A 16,042-nucleotide genomic window follows, 5' to 3' on the forward strand; every position below is an offset into this window, starting at 1 on the left:
AAGTATCTGTCGAGGGGTGGAGGCGGAGTCAGGGCGCGGCCCGGGCGGCCGGGGTGGTCCCTGCGGCACCGGGGACACAGGCGGCACCGGTGGCACCGGCGGCCGCCAGGAGTGTCGTCTCCCCGCCGTGTGCCGCGACCATGTGCAGCCCCAGGGGACAGCCGTCCGTGCCGAGCCCCGCCGGGACGCTGACCGCCGGATGTCCGCTCAGGTTGAACGCCCAGGTGAGCGCCGTCGAGTACCGGTCGCCCGGGCCGTCGTGGCCGTGCGCGGCGGTCGGCGTCGTCGGGGTCAGCAGCAGGTCGACACGGGAGAAGAGGTCGGCCAGCAGACGGTCGTTGAGGTTCCGCACGCGCGCGGCGTCGCGGAGGTCCGCGCCCGGAGTGCGCAGCGCGAGCCAGGCCGCGGCGGGGTCCGCCAGCCGCAGGGGCGGGTCGTCGGAGGGCGGCAGCAACCGGACGACACCCGCCTCGGCGAGCCGGCGGGCGGCGGCACGGGCCAGGGCGAGCGGCTCCGGGTCGGGATCGGCGAAGCCGAGGTCGGCGGAGAACACGGCGAGGGGCGGCACCCGATCCGCCGAGGGAACGGGAACCGCCGAGGCGACGAGACCCACCCCCGTCGTGCCCGTGGTGACGGGACCCGCCGCTGTCGTGCCCGTGGTGACGGGACCCGCCGCTGTCGTGCCCGTGGTGACGGGACCCGCCGCCGTCCTCGGTGACATGGCCTGCCGGTAGGCCTCCGCGTCTGCCGCGTGGCGGACGAGGACGCCGGGCGCGGCCAGGCCCGTACGGTCCCGGGAGGCCGGTGCCGCCTCTCGGTCGGGCGGCGGCGGCCGGAGGTTCGTGGTCTTCAGGCCGATCACACCGCACCAGGCGGCCGGGATCCGTACCGAGCCCGCGCCGTCGCTGCCGGTCGCCAGGGGGACCAGGCCGACGGCCACCGCCGCCGCGGACCCCGCCGAGGAGCCGCCCGGCGTCCGGTCTGCCCGCCAGGGGTTCACGGTCCGTCCGTGGGCGCCGAGACCCCAGGTCTGCCAGGGAGTGCCCGGTCCCGGTACGGCCGTCGCCCCGACCGGCACGCATCCGGCGGCGACCAGCGGGCCCGCGGCACGCAGCCCGTGCCGCCCCTTCACGCCGATCGGCACCCCGGCCAGCGGCAGCCCCTCGCCCGCGGCGATCCGGGCGTCGACCTCGCGCGCCCAGGCCCGCGCCCGCGCCTCCCACACCTCGGCGAAGGCGCACAGCGCAGGGTCGGTCCGCGCGATCCGGGCGAGCGCCTCGCCGGCCATGTCCGCGGCCGACAGCCGTCCCGCCCGCACGGCCGCGGCGATCTCCACGGCCGGCGGCCACGCCGGGGACAGGGATTCCACGCCCGGCCTCCCGTGCCCGCTCAGCGCGTACCGGTGAGCCGGGCCAGCGGTTCCGTCTCGCGCGGCGGGGTCCCGCCCAGTTCGCCGAGGCGCCAGTTCGCCACCCAGGGGACGCGGTACACGTCGATGACCGATTCGATCACCTTCACCCGCTGGACGAGGGGCCGGGGCAGCCGGCCCGGCGCGTCCGCGACGAGCACCACCGCGTCCAGGTCGAGCCCGTGCGGAGCCTCCCCGCGCCGGAAGACCTCCAGGGTCCGCAGAATGGAGTCGAGCCCCGCCGCGTGGGTGCGGGCGACCAGCAGCACCGACGGCGGATCACCGGCGCCGGGCCACGCGCGGCCGCAGTCGTGGCCGCCGTAGACCGCGGCGAGCGTGGAGCCGCCGGCCCCGCCGTGCGTGCAGACCCAGGAGAAGCGCCGGGGCGCGGCGGTGGAGGCGTACGGCATCGGTAACGGATCCGGTGCGGCCACCGGCCCGCGGATCCAGATCTCCGGCCCCCGCTGCCCGTGCGTCGTCCCCATGGCCCGTGTTCCTCCCGCTCGTCGCCGTCCCTCCGGGGCGCCCCTGATCGTGGTTGGTCCCGGAGCTGCCCCGGGAGCGGGGCGTGGGTTCCTGGAACGAGGCTGTGACGTCGCGGTGACGCGTGGACCGGGAGCGCTCGGAGAGACTCAACAGTACGTGTCCGTGTACACGTACCTGGACGACCGGATCGTGACGACGCATCCGAGTGAGGAACCGATGTCTCGACTCAGCCGCGAGAAGAAGCGGGAACAGCAGTACGTCGGCCCCCCGGCCGTCGTGGTGGCCCCGCTCGATGTCCATGTCCGCGAGAGCGGGACGGCGACGATAGGGGGTGTCCCGGTCGTGGCGGCCGACGGCGAGGAGATCCAGCGCGCCGTCCTGAGTCACCTCCACCGCATCGCCCTCGCCACCGGACACCCGGTCCTCGCCACCGTCCACGACGAACGCATCGGTTACGTCGTCGCCCTGCGCGTGGACCCGGACGGTTCCAGCCACTTCACGGCGGACCCCCTGCGGACGGCCCCGGCTCCGGCTCCGGCGGCACCGGATGCGGCGGCGTCGGCACCGGCCGCGGCGGCACCGGACACGCGGAGCACCGCCCCGGCCGACGCCCACGTGCCCGCTCCCGTACCCGTTCCGACCGACGCCCGTGTGCCCGCTCCCGCGATCGCCCCGACCGACGCCCACGTGCCCGCTCCCGTACCCGTTCCGACCGACGTGCCCGTCCCCGCTCCCGCGGCCGTGGACCCGCCCGCCGTCGTCGACGCCTCCGAGCCCGGCCCCGTCGATGCCCCCGCCGTCGTCGACGCGCCCAGGTCGGCCGACGCGCCCGCAGCCCCCGCTGCCGCCGAGCCGCCCGTGACCTTCGAAGACGGACGGCCCGCTCAGCCGCGGCGTGACGAGCCCACGCATCTGCTGCGCCAGGTGCCCGAGCCGGTGCGGGACGCGGCCCCGACGTTCCCGTTGCGCGCGGTGCCCGAGGACGCGGCGACTCAGGGAGCCCCGTCGGCCCCCGACCCGGCACCCGGGTACGTGGGGGAGACCCCGGCGCCCGGCACCGTCACCGCCCCTACGGGGGTGTTCGGCCCGCCCCCGACGATGGACCGGCCGCCGAACCCCGACACGACCCCGACCACAGCCCTGCCCTCGATCCCGACCGTGACCCCGACCCCCATCCCGACCCCGACCCCCATCCCGACCCCGGGTCCTCCCTCGGCTCCGATCCCGCTGCCGCTCCCGACGCCTGCCTCCACCCCCGCCCCCACCGCCAAGCCCGCGTCCACGCCCACCCCGCTGCTGCCCGACGGTCTCGTCTCCGACGTGGCCCTCGACCCGGATCCCGGCTCCAAGCCCACCCCCGCCCGTGGGTTCGACGCCGTAGCGGAGGCGGTGCTCGGGGACGACCCCCGTACCCCGCCCGGCGACGGCGGTCCCCCGGCCCTCCTCGCGGAGCCGCTCGCGCGGATCAACGAGGCGGTACGGGCGGGCCGTACGGACACCGCGGCCGCACTCGCCGAGCGGACCGTGCTGGAGGCGTCCGCGACGCTGGGGCCGGAGCACCCCGAGGTGCTCCGGCTGCGTGAACTCACGGCGTACATCGCCTACTTGGCAGGCGATCCGCTGCGCTCCTTCCACACCTCCCTCGACCTGGCCGGCATCCACCGCCGGAGCCGGGACGCGGAGGCCGCGTACGGCAACGTCCAGAGCGCGGCCACCGCCTGGCGTGCCGTACGCGACCCCTTGCAGGGACTGAACCTGGGGACCGAACTCCTCGGTCTGTGGACGGAACTCACCACCGAGGAGGGCCCGGCCGCCGACGACCTCGAGGAACTGGAGTCGGCCCGCGCACGCATGCTCCGGCTGGCCGAACGCGCCCGCAGGTCCGGCGCGTAGCGGCCGTCCGGCCGGTCAGGAGGACAGGGTCCAGACCGCGTACGCCAGCGCGTCCGCGTTGCGGTCCAGGGCCGTGTCGTTGATGTTGGCGGTGGTGTCGCAGGAGGAGTGGTAGCACCGGTCGAAGGCCCGCCCGGCCGTACCGCCCCACTTGGCCGCCTGGGCCGCCGTCTTGAGGTAGTCGGCGCCGCTGAACAGACCGCCCACCGGCACGCCCGCGTTCTTGAAGGGCGCGTGGTCGGAGCGGCCGTCGCCCTCGGTCTCGATCTCCGTCGGGACGCCGAGGCCGGTGAAGTAGTCCTTGAAGGTCTTCTCGATGGCCGGGTCGTCGTCGTAGACGAAGTAGCCGGGGTTCGGTGAGCCGATCATGTCGAAGTTCAGATAGCCGCTGATGCGGGCCCGGTTCGCCGCGGAGAGGCTGTTGACGTAGTACCGGGAGCCGACCATGCCCAGCTCCTCCGCGCCCCACCAGGCGAACCGCAGGTGCTTGGTGGGGTGGAAGCCGGCTCTGGACACGGCCAGCGCCGTCTCCAGGACGGCCGCCGAGCCGGAGCCGTTGTCGTTGATGCCGGCCCCCGCGGTCACGGAGTCCAGATGGGACCCGGCCATCAGCACCTGGCCGGTGTCGCCGCCCGGCCAGTCGGCGACGAGGTTGTAGCCGGTGCGGCCGGAGGAGGTGAACTGCTGGATGGTGGTGGTGTATCCGGCGGCGTCCAGCTTGGCCTTCACGTAGTCGAGCGACGCCTTGTACCCGGTGCGGCCGTGCGCGCGGTTGCCGCCGTTGGCGGTGGCGATGGACTGGAGCTGGGTGAGGTGGGCCTTGACGTTGGCCACCGGGAGGTCGGGGGCGGCGGCGATCGCCCCGGCCTCGGGGGCGGGTGCCGCCCCGGCTATGGATCCGGTGGCGAGCAGGGTGGCGGCCGCGACGACGGCGGTGGCCGTCGCCCGCCCGGAAACGGGGAGCTTCATGGTGGGGGGCTCCGAATTCCAGCGGGACACCCGTGGGCGACCGTCGAGCACCTGGACGCCCACAGGTAATCCACAGTGAATGGGGTGACTGGATGGTGAAGCCGGGGCCAACACTCCGTCAAGAGCGCTATCCGGACAGCGGTTTCACATACCGAAGCCCTCGAAGTCCCTCAGTGCACGCAGAACTCGTTGCCCTCCGGGTCCGCCATGACCACCCACTGCCCGGACGGCTCCTTCACCTCTCGCAGCACGCTCGCCCCCAGCGCCGTCAGCCGCTCGACCTCCCCGGCGCGCAGCCCGTCGCCGGGATGCAGATCGAGATGGAGCCGGTTCTTCACGGTCTTGGCCTCCGGCACCCGCTGGAACAGCAGCCGCCGCCCCAGCCCGGTCCCGCTGTCGGGGTCGTACGGGTCCTCGGGGTGCCGTACGGCGATCAGGTCCCGGAAGGCGGGACGGCCGTGGAACTCCAGCGTCGCGGCCCCGGGCAGCGCGCCGAGCTCCAACAGCCGCTCGACGAGCGCGCTGTTGTCCTCGACCTCGTAGTGCAGCGCTCCGGCCCAGAAATCGGCCTGCGCGTGCGGGTCGGCTGAGTCGACGACGAGCTTCCAGTGCACGGGCGTGGGCCCGGCCTCGGGTACTCCAGATGTCTCGGTCATGCAGCCACTTCTAGCAGGCCCGCCCCGGCTGGGCCGCCTACGCGCCGAACGCCGTCGCCCCTCGCGACGACGGCGACGACGGCACTGACGGGTGGGGTCGGTGACGGGTGGGGCCCGTGACGGGGGTCTACGGCTTGGTGAGGGGAGGGACTCCCGCCTCCGGAGCGGGGGCGCCGGTCACACCGTTGACGGCGACGACACCGGAGACACCGGAGACACCGGAGACACCGGAGACACCGGGGTCGGCCGTGCCCGCGGAGCCTCCGGCGGCCACGCCGGACACCTTCGTCCTGCTCTCGGTGATCGCGGGGCCGAGCGTGCGGGCCGCCCGGCGTGAGGTGCGCAGCGCGTCGCCGGTGAGCAGGACCAGCGCCAGCCACACCAGCGCGAACCCGGCCCAGCGTTCGAGGGGCATGGCCTCGCCGAAGTAGAGGACGCCGAGCAGGAACTGGAAGACCGGCGCCAGGTACTGGAGGAGCCCCAGCGTGGACAGCGGCACACGGATCGCCGCCGCGCCGAAGCAGACGAGGGGGAGCGCGGTGACGAGACCGGTGGAGGCGAGCAGCGCCGCGTGTCCGACGCCCTCGGTCGCGAAGGTGAGGCCGTCGTGCGCGGACAGCCACAGCAGGTAGCCCAGCGCGGGCAGGAACTGGACGGCGGTCTCGGCCGCCAGCGACTCGACCCCGCCGAGGTTGACCTTCTTCTTCACCAGCCCGTAGGTGGCGAAGGAGAAGGCGAGGGTGAGGGAGATCCACGGCGGGCGGCCGTAGCCGATGGTCAGGACCAGCACCGCCGTGAAGCCGATGCCGACCGCCGCCCACTGCACGGGCCGCAGCCGTTCCTTGAGGATCAGTACGCCCATGGCGATGGTGACCAGCGGGTTGATGAAGTACCCGAGGGACGCCTCGACGACGTGGCCGCTGTTCACGGCCCAGATGTAGACGCCCCAGTTCACGGTGATGACCGCCGCGGCGATCACGACCAGCCCGAGCCGGCGCGGCTGGCGCAGCAGCTCACCGGCCCACGCCCAGCGCCGTACGACGAGCAGCGCGACGGCGACGAAGGCCAGGGACCACACCATGCGGTGGGCGAGGATCTCGGTCGCCCCGGCGGGCTTGAGCAGGGGCCAGAAGAGGGGGACCAGCCCCCACATCCCGTAGGCGGCGAGGCCGTTCAGCAGGCCTGTCCGGCCCTCACTCTTCGACGTCCCGGCCACGGGCCCCTCCTTCTCACGTACAGGCATGCGTGGACGAAGGTAACGCCGGGCACCCCGGTCTGTCATGCCCGTATCGCCATACGGTCATGACAGACCGGTCATGGCAGCCAGGGGTGACCGGTCATGGCGGACAGGAGTGACCGGTCATGGCGGACAGGGGTGAGGTGGCGCGGATGAGCCGCGCGGCGCCCGGGGGGCCGCCGGAGGGGTGTCAGCACCCCCGGGGAGTGGCAGCGCCCCGGGGAGTGTCGGCACGCCGGGGGAGGGTCAGCCCTTGAGCGCGGCCGTGATCGCCTCGGCGAGCGGAGTGGTCGGGCGGCCCGCCAGCCGGGACAGGTCGCCGCCGGAGACGACGAGCTCACCCTTCTCGATCGACGCGTCCACGCCCACCAGGATCGTCGCGAACGCCTCGGGCAGGCCCGCGCCGGTCAGGATGCCGGTGAGCACCTCGCCGGGCACGGAGTTGTAGGCGATCTCCCGACCGGTCTGCCTGCTCAGCTCGGCCGCGTACTCGGCGAAGCTCCACGCCTCGTCGCCGCCCAGCTCGTACGTCCTGTTCTCGTGGCCCTCGCCGGTCAGCACGGCGACGGCGGCGGCCGCGTAGTCGGCGCGGGAGGCGGAGGAGACCCGGCCCTCACCTGCGGCCGACACCACCGCGTTGTGCTCCAGCACCGGGGCGAGCTGCTCGGTGTAGTTCTCGTGGTACCAGCCGTTGCGCAGCAGCGTGTACGGCAGGCCGGAGGCGAGCAGCGCCTTCTCGGTGGCGCGGTGGTCGTCCGCCAGCGCCGCGGTCAGGCTGCCCGGCGCGCTGGTGTACGCGAGGAGCGCGACCCCGGCCGCCTTCGCGGCGTCGATCACGACCTGGTGCTGTGCCGGGCGGCCCTTGTCGAACTCGTTGCCCGAGATCAGCAGCACCTTGTCGCCGGCGGCGAACAGGCCGCCGAAGGTCTCGGGGGCGTTGTAGTCGGCGACGGCGAGGCGTACGCCGCGGGCCGCGAGGTCGGCGGCCTTGGCCTCGTCGCGCACGACGGCCGTTATCCGCTCCGCCGGAACCTTCTCCAGCAACTGTTCGACGACGTGACGGCCGAGGTGTCCGGTGGCTCCGGTGACGACGATGCTCATGGCTCGGAAACTCCTAGGGGGGTTGCGGGTCTGCCACCGACCCTAGGAGGTGCACTAACCGAGCGAAAGTACCCACTTTGAAGTAAGGTACTGGCATGACAGTAAGTGCGCGGGTGGGAGCGTCCGAGGCGGAGGGCATGTGTCCTCACCGACTCGTCCTCGAACATGTCACCAGCCGGTGGGGTGTCCTGGTGCTGATCGAGCTGCTCGACCGCGCGCACCGGTTCAGCGAGCTGCGCCGGGCGATCGGCCGGACGGGCCGTCCGGTCAGCGAGAAGATGCTCACCCAGACCCTCCAGACGCTCGAACGCGACGGCCTGGTGCATCGAGACGCCAAGCCGGTCATCCCGCCGCGCGTCGACTACTCCCTGACCGACCTCGGCCGGGAGGCGGCCGGACAGGTGCGCGCGCTCGCCCTGTGGACACAGACCCGGATGTCGGACGTGGAGCAGGCCCGCCGGACGTACGACGAGGCCCGGGAACCTCGTTCCCGGGCCTCGTAGCCGAACCGGTACCCCTCGGTCGCCTGCCTCTCGACCGCATCGGCACCTCTCGGACCGGTCGGTACCGCTGACTGTCAGCCGACGACCGTCCAGGTGTCCCCGCCCGCCAGCAGCGCCGCGAGATCGCCCTTGCCGTGCTGCTCGATCGCCACGTCCAGCTGGTCCGCCAGCTGGGTGTCGTAGACCGGCCGCTCCACCGAGCGCAGCACGCCGATCGGCGTGTGGTGCAGGGTGTCGGGGTCGGCCAGCCGGGAGAGCGCGAAGGCGGTGGTCGGAGACGTGGCGTGCGCGTCGTGGACCAGGACGTCCGCCTCGTTGTCCGCAGTCACCGTGACCACCCGCAGATCGCCGCTCGCAGGGTCGCGCACGACGCCCCGGGCGCCGTCCGCACCGAAGCGGATCGGCTGCCCGTGCTCGAGCCGGATCACCGCCTCCTCGGCCGACTCGCGGTCCTTCAACGCCTCGAACGCGCCGTCGTTGAAGATGTTGCAGTTCTGGTAGATCTCGACCAGTGCCGTGCCAGGATGGGCGGCCGCCCGGCGCAGCACCTCCGTCAGATGCCTGCGGTCGGAGTCGATGGTCCGGGCCACGAACGACGCCTCGGCGCCGAGCGCCAGCGACACCGGGTTGAAGGGCGCGTCCAGCGAGCCCATCGGCGTCGACTTGGTGATCTTGCCGATCTCCGAGGTGGGCGAGTACTGCCCCTTGGTCAGCCCGTAGATCCGGTTGTTGAACAGCAGGATCTTGAGGTTCACGTTCCGCCGCAGGGCGTGGATCAGATGGTTGCCGCCGATGGACAGCGCGTCGCCGTCGCCCGTGACCACCCACACGCTCAGGTCCCGCCGGGACGCGGCGAGCCCGGTCGCGATCGCCGGCGCCCGCCCGTGGATGGAGTGCATGCCGTACGTGTTCATGTAGTACGGGAAGCGCGACGAGCAGCCGATGCCCGACACGAAGACGATGTTCTCCTTGGCCAGCCCCAGCTCCGGCATGAAGCCCTGGACGGCCGCCAGGATCGCGTAGTCACCGCAGCCGGGGCACCAGCGCACTTCCTGATCGGACTTGAAGTCCTTCATGGACTGCCGGCCCACGGCCTTGGGGACGAGCGAGAGCGCCTCGATCGTGCCGGTGCCTTCCGTCGTCGAGGTCTCAGTCATCGATGGCCTCCTTGAGCGTCGCGGCGAGTTGCTCCGCCTTGAACGGCATACCGTTGACCTGGTTGTACGAACGGGCGTCGACCAGATACTTCGCCCGTACGAGAGTGGCGAGCTGGCCGAGGTTCATCTCCGGGATCACGACCTTGTCGTAGCGCTCCAGCACCGCGCCCAGATTGCGCGGGAACGGGTTCAGGTGCCGCAGATGGGCCTGCGCGACCGCCTCCCCGGCGGTGCGCAGCCGCCGTACCGCCGCGGTGATCGGCCCGTAGGTGGAACCCCAGCCCAGCACCAGGGTGCGCGCCTCGTGCGGGTCGTCGACCTCGAGGTCCGGGACGTCGATGCCGTCGATCTTGGCCTGCCGCACGCGGACCATGAACTCGTGGTTGGCCGGGGCGTAGGAGATGTTCCCGGTCCCGTCCTCCTTCTCGATCCCGCCGATGCGGTGCTCGAGACCCGGCGTGCCCGGGACCGCCCACGGCCGGGCCAGGGTCTGCGGGTCGCGCTTGTACGGCCAGAAGACCTCGCTGCCGTCGTCCAGGGTGTGGTTGGGCCCCTGCGCGAACTGCACGGCCAGGTCCGGGAGCTCGTCCAGCTCCGGGATCCGCCAGGGCTCGGAGCCGTTGGCCAGGTAGCCGTCCGACAGGAGCATCACCGGAGTGCGGTAGGTGAGCGCGATCCGGGCCGCCTCCAGGGCCGCGTCGAAACAGTCGGCGGGCGTGCGGGGCGCGACGATCGGCACCGGAGCCTCGCCGTTGCGCCCGAACATGGCCTGGAGCAGGTCGGCCTGCTCGGTCTTGGTCGGCAGGCCGGTCGACGGGCCGCCCCGCTGGATGTCCACGATCAGCAGCGGCAGCTCCATCGAGACCGCGAGCCCGATGGTCTCGCTCTTCAGCGCCACCCCGGGCCCGGAGGTGGTCGTGACGGCGAGGGACCCGCCGAAGGCCGCCCCCAGCGCCGCGCCGATCCCCGCGATCTCGTCCTCGGCCTGGAACGTCCGCACACCGAAGTTCTTGTGCTTGCTCAGCTCGTGCAGGATGTCGGAGGCCGGCGTGATCGGATACGACCCCAGGAACAGCGGCAGATCGGCCTGCCGGGAGGCGCTGATCAGCCCGTACGACAGAGCGAGATTCCCGGAGATGTTCCGGTAGGTGCCGACGGGAAACGCTTTCGCCGCCGGGGCGACCTCATAACTGACCGCGAAGTCCTCGGTCGTCTCGCCGAAGTTCCACCCGGCGCGGAAAGCCGTGAGGTTGGCGGCCGCGATGTCGGGCTTCTTCGCGAACTTCGACTTCAGGAACTTCTCGGTGCCCTCGGTGGGCCGGTGGTACATCCACGACAAGAGACCGAGCGCGAACATGTTCTTGCTGCGCTCGGCCTCTTTACGGGTGAGGTCGAATTCCTTGAGTGCCTCGACGGTCAGGGTGGTCAGCGGGACCGGATGGAGCTGGTAACCGTCGAGGGAACCGTCCTCCAGCGGCGAGGCCGCGTACCCCACCTTCTGCATCGCCCGTTTGGTGAACTCGTCCGTGTTGACGATGATCTCGGCGCCGCGCGGCACATCGCCGATGTTGGCCTTCAGCGCCGCCGGATTCATGGCGACCAGCACATTGGGCGCGTCGCCCGGCGTCAGGATGTCGTGGTCGGCGAAGTGCAGCTGGAACGAGGAGACGCCGGGGAGGGTGCCGGCGGGCGCGCGGATCTCGGCGGGGAAGTTCGGCAGGGTGGAGAGGTCGTTGCCGAACGACGCGGTCTCCGAGGTGAAGCGGTCGCCGGTGAGCTGCATACCGTCACCCGAGTCGCCCGCGAACCTGATGATCACCCGGTCGAGACGACGGACGTCCTTCGTCCCGCCCGGTCTGCGCTGTTCTCCCACGACGGTCGTATCGTTCCCGTCGGTTCCGTCGGCCTGTTCCGCTGGGCTGCTGACCTGACTGGTCACTGAACTGGACCTCCCTCGAGGTGGCTGTCCCGGAGGTCCTTCCCGAAGGCCCTCCACGGATCAACCCTACGTCTGTAAGGGTCGCCTTACCTCGGCCATTCGTATGACGGTTCGCTGTCCCGAGACGGCCCGGCACCCCCGCTTTTCATGATTTCCCGCCGCCCCGTGTGATCGCGGTAGACGCTCCGGACCACACCACGGTTCTGCACCATGACTCCATCGCGGCTCCACCGCCTTTCGTCGCCTCCACCGAGTTCCCCGTCTCGACGAAAGGCACAGTGCCACCTCGCTACGAATTGAGATAGGTGAGGACCGCCAGTACCCGGCGGTGATCCCCGTCACTGGGCGACAGGCCGAGCTTCAGGAAGATGTTGCTGACGTGCTTCTCCACCGCCCCGTCGCTGACGACCAGCTGCCGGGCGATCGCGGAGTTCGTCCGCCCCTCGGCCATCAGCCCCAGGACCTCCCGCTCCCGCGGGGTCAGCCCGGTCAGCACGTCCTGCTTCCTGCTCCGCCCGAGCAGCTGCGCGACGACCTCCGGATCGAGGGCGGTACCGCCCTGCGCGACCCGCACCACGGCGTCCACGAACTCCCGCACCTCGGCCACGCGATCCTTGAGCAGATAGCCGACCCCGCGGCTGGAACCGGCCAAAAGTTCGGTGGCGTACCTCTCCTCCACGTACTGCGACAGCACCAGCACCCCGAGCCCCGGATGCGCCTTGCGCAGCTGTACGGCGGCCCGCACCCCTTCGTCCGTGTGGGTCGGCGGCATCCGCACGTCCGCGACGACGACATCGGGCAGCGCGCCCTCGTCCCCGAGCTCCGTGATGGTCTTGACCAGAGCGTCCGCGTCACCGACCCCGGCGACCACCTCGTGCCCCCGGTCGGTCAGCAACCGGGTCAGCCCCTCCCGCAACAGCACCGAATCCTCGGCGATGACCACCCGCACCCTGTCCTCCACGATCCTCGGCCCCCCAGCCGTCCACCCCGTTGGTCGAACCAGTCAAGCATTCCAGCAAGCGGCCCGTCTGCACCCGCCGAAAGCCCTGCCCGCGACGAGGACTTCGAGAACAAGGCGCGAACAAGGCGCGAACAAGGCCTTGACCCAGCCGGTTTCGGCCTCGGGGGAGAGGGAGGCAGGAGAGACGGACACGGGGCGGAACCGGCGCGACGGCAGCGGGCCCGCCCGGGCGCAACCCCGGACGGGCCGATGCGAAGACGAGAGCCGTGCCAGAGGACGAGGGGCGCGACGAGAGCCGCGGGACGAGGACTGCGGGACGAGGGCCGCGGGACAAGGCTGCGGGACGAGGGCCATGGGATGAGAGGTGTGGGACGAGGGCCATGGGACGAGAGGTGTGGGACGAGGGCCGTGGGGCGAGAGGTGTGGGACGAGGGCCATGGGACGAGAGGTGTGGGACGAGGGCCGTGGGGCGAGAGGTGTGGGACGAGGGCCGTGGGGCGAGAGCGGCAGGACGAGGGCCGTGGGGCGAGAGGTGTGGGACGAGGGCCGTGGGGCGAGAGCGGCAGGACGAGGGCCGTGGGGCGAGAGCGGCAGGACGAGGGCCTGGGGGCGGCGGAGGGGCGGGCTGTGGGGCGGACTTCCGCCCCTCAGACCCCCTCCCCGCGCCAGGGCAGCTCCGCGGTCACCCGCGTAGGCCCGCCCGCCGGGGAATCCACCACCAGAATCCCGTCCACCGCGTCCAGCCGCCCCGCGAGCCCGGCCAGCCCCGACCCCCCGCCGGAGGCATCCGCGCCCCCGACCCCGTCGTCCACCACTTGCAGCATCAACCGGTCCTCCGCTCGCCACACGTCGACCGAGGCGGACCGCGCCCCACTGTGCTTGCTGATGTTCTGGAGCAGCTCGGAGACGGTGAAGTAGGCGATCCCCTCGATCGCCGGCGCCGGCCGCTCCACCAGATCCACCTCCACCCGCACCGGCACCGTGCACCGTGACGCCACCGCCGACAGCGCCGCGTCCAGCCCCCGGTCCGTCAGCACCGCCGGATGGATCCCGCGCGCCAGGTCCCGCAGCTCCTGAAGCGCCGTCTTCACCTCACCGTGCGCCTCGTCCACCATCCGCGCCGCCGCCCGCGGATCCTCCCGCAGCTTCTCCTTCGCCAGCCCGAGATCCATCGCCAGCGCCACCAGCCGGGCCTGCGCCCCGTCGTGCAGATCGCGCTCGATGCGCCGCAGATCGGCGGACGCCGTGTCCACCACGACCCCCCGGTCCGACTCCAGCTCCACCACCCGCGCCCCCAGCGACGACGGCCCGAGCAGCCCGTGCACCAGCAGTCGGTCCACCGTCGTCAGCGCCCGCACGATCCACGGCGTGGCCAGCGTGATCAGCAGGCCCACCAACGCCGTCACGGTGATCTCGAAGGGGTTGTCGAGGTAGACGCTGTGCAGCTCGTCGCCGTACAGCTGAAGCCCGCCCTGACCGCCGTACATCGGGAAGACCCAGAACCAGAGCGGATACGTCAGCATGGTCCAGCCGAAGGACCACACGGTCACGGCGACGGCGAAGGAGAACACCGCCCACGGGAACTGCACCACCGCGTACAGCGCCTGCCGCCAGGACGTGCCGCTCTTGAGGACGGCGGCCATCCAGGCCATCGCGCCCCGGCCCCGTGGCCGCAGCGGCTCGGGATCGGCCACCTCCAGACCCAGCAGCCCGCGCGCCCGGGCCCGTTCCAGCGCTCCGAAGCCCCGGCCCGCGGCCAGTCCCGCCGCCAGCACCGGAATACCGAGGAAGGTCACCAGCAGGCCGGCCCCCAGCGACAGCATAGTGATCGTGAAGGTGAACAGCAGGATGCCGATCGGCAGCCCGAGCAGGACGTAGACGAGTTCCCGCCAGTGGCGCGCCGTGAGCGGCTCACGCAGCCCCGCGGGCAACAGATGACGGCGCCGCCCACCCTCACGGTCCCCGTACTCCGGCCCGTACGGGTCATGACTCCCGTACTGCCCGAACCGGTCCGGCTGCCCGTACTGCCCGTACTCCCCGTACTGCGTGGCCATCGACGTCATCCGTTCTGCTCGGCCTGCTCGTCCTGCGCCTGTCGAATCCCTACCTCCCACCCTGCTCCGCGGCGGGCCCCCGGACCATGGAGTCCGTCGGCCTCTTGAAAGGGGGGTTTTCCCTACCCTCCACGCCGGCCCTCGACCTCCACCAGCCCCCGCGCCCACGGCCGCCGAACGCCCCCAGCCGCCACCGCGCCCATGGCCGCCACACCCTCGCGGCCGGCGCTCCCACACCCGCCCCGTCCATCCGCTGTCCGCTATCCGCGGTCACGCCAGGGCAACTCCGCGGTCACCGTCGTGGGACCCCCCTCCGGCGACTCCACGACGAACAGTCCGTCGACGGCGTCCAGCCGCTCCGCCAGCCCCCGCATCCCCGACCCGCCGTCGAGCCGCGCCCCGCCCCGGCCGTCGTCCCACACCTGGATGAGCAGCCGGTCGTCGGTCCGCCACACGTCGACCGAGGCCGACCGGGCCGCGCTGTGCTTGCTGACGTTCTGGAGCAGCTCGGAGACGGTGAAGTAGGCGATCCCCTCGATGGCCTGCGCCGGCCGGGACGGCAGGTCGGCCGTCACCTTCACCGGCACCGTGCAGCGCGAGGCCACGGACGACAGCGCCGCGTCCAGCCCCCGGTCGGTCAGGACCGCCGGATGGATGCCGCGTGCCAGGTCCCGCAGCTCCTGGAGCGCGAGCTTCACCTCGCCGTGCGCCTCCTCCACCATCGCCGCCACGACGTCGTCGGCCTGCCCCTCCAGCAGCTTCTCCTTCGCCAGCCCCAGCCCCATCGCCAGGTTCACCAGCCGGGCCTGCGCGCCGTCGTGCAGATCGCGCTCGATGCGGCGCAGATCGGCGGCCGCCGTGTCGACCACGACCCCCCGGTCCGATTCCAGCTCCGCGATCCGCCGCTCCAGCTCGTCGGACGGGGACAGCAGGGCCCGCACCATCGCCCGGTCCGCGTTGGTCAGACCGCGCGCCAGGAACGGCAGCACCGGCCACAGCACGAACAGCGACGGAACGACCACGCTGAACGTCAGCACTCCCCACGGAAGCCGGATGAGGTCGTACAGCACCGAGCGCCAGGCCACCGGGTCCTTCAGCGCCAGCCACACCCGCTGGAGGAGACCGCCCGCCCTGCGCAGGGGCAGCGGGCTCGGCTCGTCGATACGCACCCCGAGCAGCAGCCGCGCCCGACCGCGCTCGAACCGGCCCATCAGCCGCGCCCCGGCGAGCCCGAGCGCGAGCAGCGGGAACCCGATCACGGTGACCGTCATCGCGGCCCCGGTGACGATCACCGTCATCACATAGATAAACCCGATCAACGCCATCGGGAAGTTCGCCAGCAGGTACGCGATCTCCTTCCACGTCTGCGGGTCGTACGCGAACCTGACCGGTGGCAGCCGGTCGCCGTCGAAGCCGCTGCGGTCGGGGCTGCTGCGATCGGGGCTGCTGCGCTCGGAGCCGTCGGGGGCGGATCTGATCGGAGCGGAGGCGGATCGGCTGGTGGAAGCGGTCATATGGGCTAGCCTGCCGCGCCGCACGGCGCCGCGCCATGAGGTCTGCTGCCTTCCTCGGCCGGGGGAAAACCCCCGTACCGCAAGACGAGGCGTGACGGGCTGCTTACCGTCTCTTTATCAGGGCCTAGACTCCCGTGCGTACAGATCGTCGAACGGGCCTGTCG

General features: G+C 72.3%; 13 protein-coding genes. 2 read left to right on the forward strand and 11 right to left on the reverse strand.

All coding sequences use genetic code 11. The annotated features are described in order from the left end of the window. Positions 1-28: 28 nt before the first annotated feature. Together AOQ37_RS00905 and AOQ37_RS00910 are read right to left on the reverse strand one after the other, a co-directional pair. Positions 29-1,369, reverse strand: coding sequence for an amidase family protein (locus tag AOQ37_RS00905; RefSeq protein ID WP_078889925.1), 1,341 nt, complete (start codon positions 1,367-1,369; stop codon positions 29-31). A 20-nt stretch (positions 1,370-1,389) separates the two neighbouring features. After that, positions 1,390-1,893 carry a DUF6668 family protein gene (locus tag AOQ37_RS00910; protein WP_062640160.1) on the reverse strand — a complete coding sequence of 168 codons (504 nt, stop codon included), beginning with the start codon at positions 1,891-1,893 and terminating at the stop codon, positions 1,390-1,392. Between the two features lie 217 nt (positions 1,894-2,110). Here AOQ37_RS00910 and AOQ37_RS00915 point away from each other — a divergent pair, with 217 nt between their 5' ends. After that, positions 2,111-3,787 (forward strand): hypothetical protein, encoded by a 1,677-nt coding sequence (locus tag AOQ37_RS00915; RefSeq protein WP_063781113.1) that lies wholly within the window; start codon positions 2,111-2,113, stop codon positions 3,785-3,787. 15 nt (positions 3,788-3,802) lie between these two features. On the opposite strand, the gene AOQ37_RS00920 is transcribed toward AOQ37_RS00915, so the two are convergent. The 4 genes from AOQ37_RS00920 to AOQ37_RS00935 form a co-directional block, all read right to left on the reverse strand. Beyond that, positions 3,803-4,756: a M28 family metallopeptidase gene (locus tag AOQ37_RS00920; RefSeq protein ID WP_062640164.1), complete on the reverse strand. Its 954-nt coding sequence runs from the start codon at positions 4,754-4,756 to the stop codon at positions 3,803-3,805. 170 nt (positions 4,757-4,926) lie between these two features. Continuing rightward, positions 4,927-5,412 (reverse strand): VOC family protein, encoded by a 486-nt coding sequence (locus tag AOQ37_RS00925; protein ID WP_062640166.1) that lies wholly within the window; start codon positions 5,410-5,412, stop codon positions 4,927-4,929. 127 nt (positions 5,413-5,539) lie between these two features. After that, on the reverse strand, positions 5,540-6,628 hold the full coding sequence (gene rarD, locus AOQ37_RS00930) for an EamA family transporter RarD (protein WP_062640167.1): 1,089 nt from the start codon (positions 6,626-6,628) through the stop codon (positions 5,540-5,542). Between the two features lie 267 nt (positions 6,629-6,895). After that, positions 6,896-7,750 carry an SDR family oxidoreductase gene (locus AOQ37_RS00935; RefSeq protein WP_062640169.1) on the reverse strand — a complete coding sequence of 285 codons (855 nt, stop codon included), beginning with the start codon at positions 7,748-7,750 and terminating at the stop codon, positions 6,896-6,898. 95 nt (positions 7,751-7,845) lie between these two features. Here AOQ37_RS00935 and AOQ37_RS00940 point away from each other — a divergent pair, with 95 nt between their 5' ends. Next, on the forward strand, positions 7,846-8,253 hold the full coding sequence (locus tag AOQ37_RS00940) for a winged helix-turn-helix transcriptional regulator (protein ID WP_062640171.1): 408 nt from the start codon (positions 7,846-7,848) through the stop codon (positions 8,251-8,253). Between the two features lie 74 nt (positions 8,254-8,327). Here the strand turns inward: AOQ37_RS00940 and AOQ37_RS00945 are convergent, their stop codons facing one another. The 5 genes from AOQ37_RS00945 to AOQ37_RS00965 all read right to left on the reverse strand — a co-directional run bounded on the left by AOQ37_RS00945 (position 8,328) and on the right by AOQ37_RS00965 (position 15,878). Beyond that, complete coding sequence (locus tag AOQ37_RS00945; RefSeq protein ID WP_062640173.1) at positions 8,328-9,410, reverse strand: 2-oxoacid:ferredoxin oxidoreductase subunit beta; 1,083 nt, start codon at positions 9,408-9,410, stop codon at positions 8,328-8,330. Further along, a complete protein-coding gene (locus AOQ37_RS00950) occupies positions 9,403-11,349 on the reverse strand; it encodes a 2-oxoacid:acceptor oxidoreductase subunit alpha (RefSeq protein ID WP_062640175.1) in 1,947 nt (648 codons plus the stop codon). Before AOQ37_RS00950 ends, AOQ37_RS00945 begins: the two co-directional genes overlap by 8 nt. A gap of 289 nt (positions 11,350-11,638) precedes the next feature. Beyond that, entirely contained in the window at positions 11,639-12,298 is a 660-nt protein-coding gene (locus AOQ37_RS00955; RefSeq protein ID WP_510185323.1) for a LuxR C-terminal-related transcriptional regulator, read from the reverse strand. A 659-nt stretch (positions 12,299-12,957) separates the two neighbouring features. Then, positions 12,958-14,364 (reverse strand): sensor histidine kinase AbrC2, encoded by a 1,407-nt coding sequence (locus AOQ37_RS00960; RefSeq protein ID WP_062640177.1) that lies wholly within the window; start codon positions 14,362-14,364, stop codon positions 12,958-12,960. 260 nt (positions 14,365-14,624) lie between these two features. After that, positions 14,625-15,878 carry a sensor histidine kinase AbrC1 gene (locus AOQ37_RS00965; RefSeq protein WP_234436759.1) on the reverse strand — a complete coding sequence of 418 codons (1,254 nt, stop codon included), beginning with the start codon at positions 15,876-15,878 and terminating at the stop codon, positions 14,625-14,627. Positions 15,879-16,042: the final 164 nt, after the last annotated feature.

It is taken from the genome of Streptomyces maremycinicus (genome assembly GCF_001184025.1).
Lineage (GTDB): Bacteria > Actinomycetota > Actinomycetes > Streptomycetales > Streptomycetaceae > Streptomyces > Streptomyces maremycinicus.